The organism is uncultured Albimonas sp. (genome assembly GCF_963977235.1).
Taxonomy (GTDB): domain Bacteria; phylum Pseudomonadota; class Alphaproteobacteria; order Rhodobacterales; family Rhodobacteraceae; genus Albimonas.
Genome location: NZ_CAXBOD010000137.1, coordinates 1 through 2,820 on the forward strand (window position 1 = coordinate 1; position 2,820 = coordinate 2,820).

A 2,820-nucleotide genomic window follows, 5' to 3' on the forward strand; every position below is an offset into this window, starting at 1 on the left:
GGCCAGGCGCCGCGGCAGGCGGGGCGCCCGGGGCGAGGGGCGCGCCCGCGGCGCGTTGCGGGCGGGGCGCGTCCGGGCGCCGTCTCCGGTGGGGCGCCGGGGGATGCGGGGGGCGGGCGGCGGCGCTCATGCGTCGCGGCCGAGGCGCGCGGCGCGGGCGTAGGCGGCGGCGAGCAGCAGGAACTGCAGGCCCGCCAGCACCGCGCCGGCCAGCACGCAGACCGCGAAGGGCCAGGCGGGGAGCTGGAGGATGCCGTAGAGCCCCACCGTCTCGTCCTGCGCGATCGAATCGACGATCTTGGGCCAGATGTAGCGCACCAGCACCCCCAGCATCGCCGCTCCGGCCAGGTGGTGGACCGCGTCCACCCCGTCGGCCCAGCGCGGGCTGCGCCGCCGCAGCCGACCGATCACCATGTCCGAACGGATCGAGCGGCCCTCGCCCACCGCGTGGGCGAGCTGCAGGAACACGATCGACACGATCCCCGCGGACACGATCTCGGCCGTCGCCGGGAACGGTTTGCCCAGCAGCCAGCGCCCGCCCACGTCGAGGTTGATGATCGTCATGATCGCCACCGTGCCCAGCGTGCCGACCACCGCGAGCCCCGCCGAGAGCCGCGAGAGCGCCCGCGCCGCCGCCCAGGGGCGGGGCGGGAGCGCGTCGGCGTCGCCCGAGGCCTCCCCCCCCGGCGCTTCCCCCGCGGCCGCTCCTGGGCCGGTCACGCCCGGCGTCTCCTCGACCGCGGCGGCCTGTTCGGCCGCCCGGCTCATTCCTGCGACCAGTCGCGGGCGTGCTCGATCCCGGCCTCGCGGCTCAGGCGCATGTAGGTCTCGAGGGTCCTGGTTCCCGAAACCCCCTTCGCGTCCAGCGCCCGCGCCCACTCCATCGCCACGTTGGGCATCTTCTCGGCATAGGCCCGGCGCCGCGCCTCGGGGAACTCGGAGACGGTGGCGCCGGCGGCGGCGGCGGCCTCCAGGCTCTGGGCGCCGGAGGTGTAATAGGCCTCGGCGACCACATCCATGTAGGACTCCGAGGCCTCGGTCAGCGCCGCCTTCACCGGGTCGGGGAGCGTCTCCCAGACGTCGAGGTTGATGGTCAGCGCCGAGCCGTACTGCGCCCCGAAGTTGGCCTTGGTGATGTAGGGGGCGACCTCGTGGAACTTGTAGGGGGTGATCGCGGTCTCGAAGGTCAGGATGCCGTCGATCAGGCCGGTGGACATCGAGTTGTAGAAGGTCGGCAGGGCGAGGGCGACGGGGATCGCCTCGCCCCCCTTGAGCCAGTTCAGCGCCAGGCCCGCGGTGCCGATCTTGTGGCCGTCCATGTCCGACAGGCTCTCGACCGGGAAGCTGGTCAAGAGGTGGTAGGCGTCGATCCCCACAGGGGCGAGCACGCGCTGATTGTGCCGGGCCCAGGCGGCGTCGAGCTCGGGCAGCTCCTGGTGGAGCTTCTCGATCACCTCCATCAGCTTGGGCAGGTCGTCGGTGCCGAAGGGCGTGATGTAGGTGATCTGCTCGAGCGGCAGCTTGTCGGCCTCGAACAGGTGGGGGACGTAGCCGAGATCGGCGATGCCGTCCTCGACCGCCTCGAGCACGCCGTTGTAGTCGGCGACCGAGCCGGCGTAGGCCTGCGTCCATTCGATCTGGTAATCGCCGCTTTCGGCCAGGATCCGGTCGACCTCGGGGATGAAATGGTCGCGCAGCAGCGCCACCCCCATCGCCACCGGCGCGTGGCCCGCGACGATGGTCAGGGGGATGGTCTCCTGCGCCGCGGCCGGCAGGCCGAGCGCCAGGAGCCAGGCGGACGCGAGGGCGGTGGACTTCAGGGCGGCGCGGCGCCGCGCGGTCTTGGACATGAGGGTTCCTCCCGGTCGACGTTTTCGTCTTGGTCTTGGTCTTGGTCTTGGTCTTGGTCCTGGTCTTGCGCGCGGGCGCGGTCCGCGGCGCGACCGTCCGGCCCGGCGGGCAGGGCGGCGAGGGCCCCCGCGGTCGGCTGATCGAAGGCGCCGGCAAGGAAGCCGGCGAGCTCGCGCCGCAGGGACTCGCGGTCCGAGGGATCGCAGAAGCCGGCCGACAGGCGCCTGATGCGGTTGTCGGGGCCGCTGTCGGCCACCGCCATCAGGATCGCCCCCACCATCAGGTGATAGCGCCAGGTGACCTCGACCCGCGAGAGCCGGGGGGCGGCGCGGTGCAGCGCGTCGATGTAGGCGCCGGCCAGGCCGTCCAGCTCCTCGCGCACCACGGCGTGGGTCCAGGGGCTGGGCTGGACCTTGTGCGAGAGCACCAGATGCGAAAGCAGATCGCCGGTGCGCGGGGTCATGTAGGGGTCGAGGAAGGTGTCCACGACCTCGACCGGACGCGCCGCGCGGCCCTGGGCGGCGGCGGCGGCCTCGACCTCGGCCAGCCGGGCCAGGCGCTGGCGCGCGGTGCGCCGGGCCACGCCGCGGAACACCTCGATGGCGAGGTTGTCCTTGTTGCCGAAGTGATAGTTGACCGCCGCCATGTTGGCGCCGGCCAGCGCGGTGACCGCGCGCATGGTGGCGCCGGCGACGCCGCGCTCGGCGAAGAGCTGCTCGGCGGCGGCGAGGATGCGCTGGCGGGTGCCGGGCGCGTCGCTGGCGGACTGAATCGAACGCATGTTTCAAATACGCGTTGCGAGGGGTCGGCTGTCAACAGGAATGACGCAAGGGGAAAGAAGAAGCCGGCGGGCGCCCTGCGGGCGGGCCTGGCCGCCGCGCGCCTGGGGGGAGGGGGCGCCTGGCCTCAAGGGACGGGAGCCTCCGGCGGAGCTCCTGACTCACCCAAGAACAGGGCCGCGCCTGTCCT

General features: G+C 73.2%; 3 protein-coding genes. All 3 read right to left on the bottom strand.

Annotated elements, in window-relative coordinates; all coding sequences use genetic code 11:
• Window positions 1-126 precede the first annotated feature (126 nt).
• The 3 genes from AAC134_RS23710 to AAC134_RS23720 are packed head-to-tail and all read right to left on the bottom strand — an operon-like array spanning window position 127 to window position 2,632.
• Window positions 127-720, bottom strand: coding sequence for a TRAP transporter small permease (locus tag AAC134_RS23710; RefSeq protein WP_339952265.1), 594 nt, complete (start codon window positions 718-720; stop codon window positions 127-129).
• 44 nt (window positions 721-764) lie between these two features.
• Window positions 765-1,850, bottom strand: coding sequence for a C4-dicarboxylate TRAP transporter substrate-binding protein (locus AAC134_RS23715; protein WP_339952267.1), 1,086 nt, complete (start codon window positions 1,848-1,850; stop codon window positions 765-767).
• On the bottom strand, window positions 1,817-2,632 hold the full coding sequence (locus AAC134_RS23720) for a TetR/AcrR family transcriptional regulator (protein WP_339952269.1): 816 nt from the start codon (window positions 2,630-2,632) through the stop codon (window positions 1,817-1,819). The genes AAC134_RS23715 and AAC134_RS23720 overlap by 34 nt, the downstream gene beginning before the upstream one ends.
• Window positions 2,633-2,820: the final 188 nt, after the last annotated feature.

What these genes read in the sequence shown, in the direction of transcription:
- AAC134_RS23715 (WP_339952267.1), bottom strand. Translation starts at nt 1,850, where the DNA reads ATGTCCAAGACCGCGCGGCGCCGCGCCGCCCTGAAGTCCACCGCCCTC.
- AAC134_RS23720 (WP_339952269.1), bottom strand. Translation starts at nt 2,632, where the DNA reads ATGCGTTCGATTCAGTCCGCCAGCGACGCGCCCGGCACCCGCCAGCGC.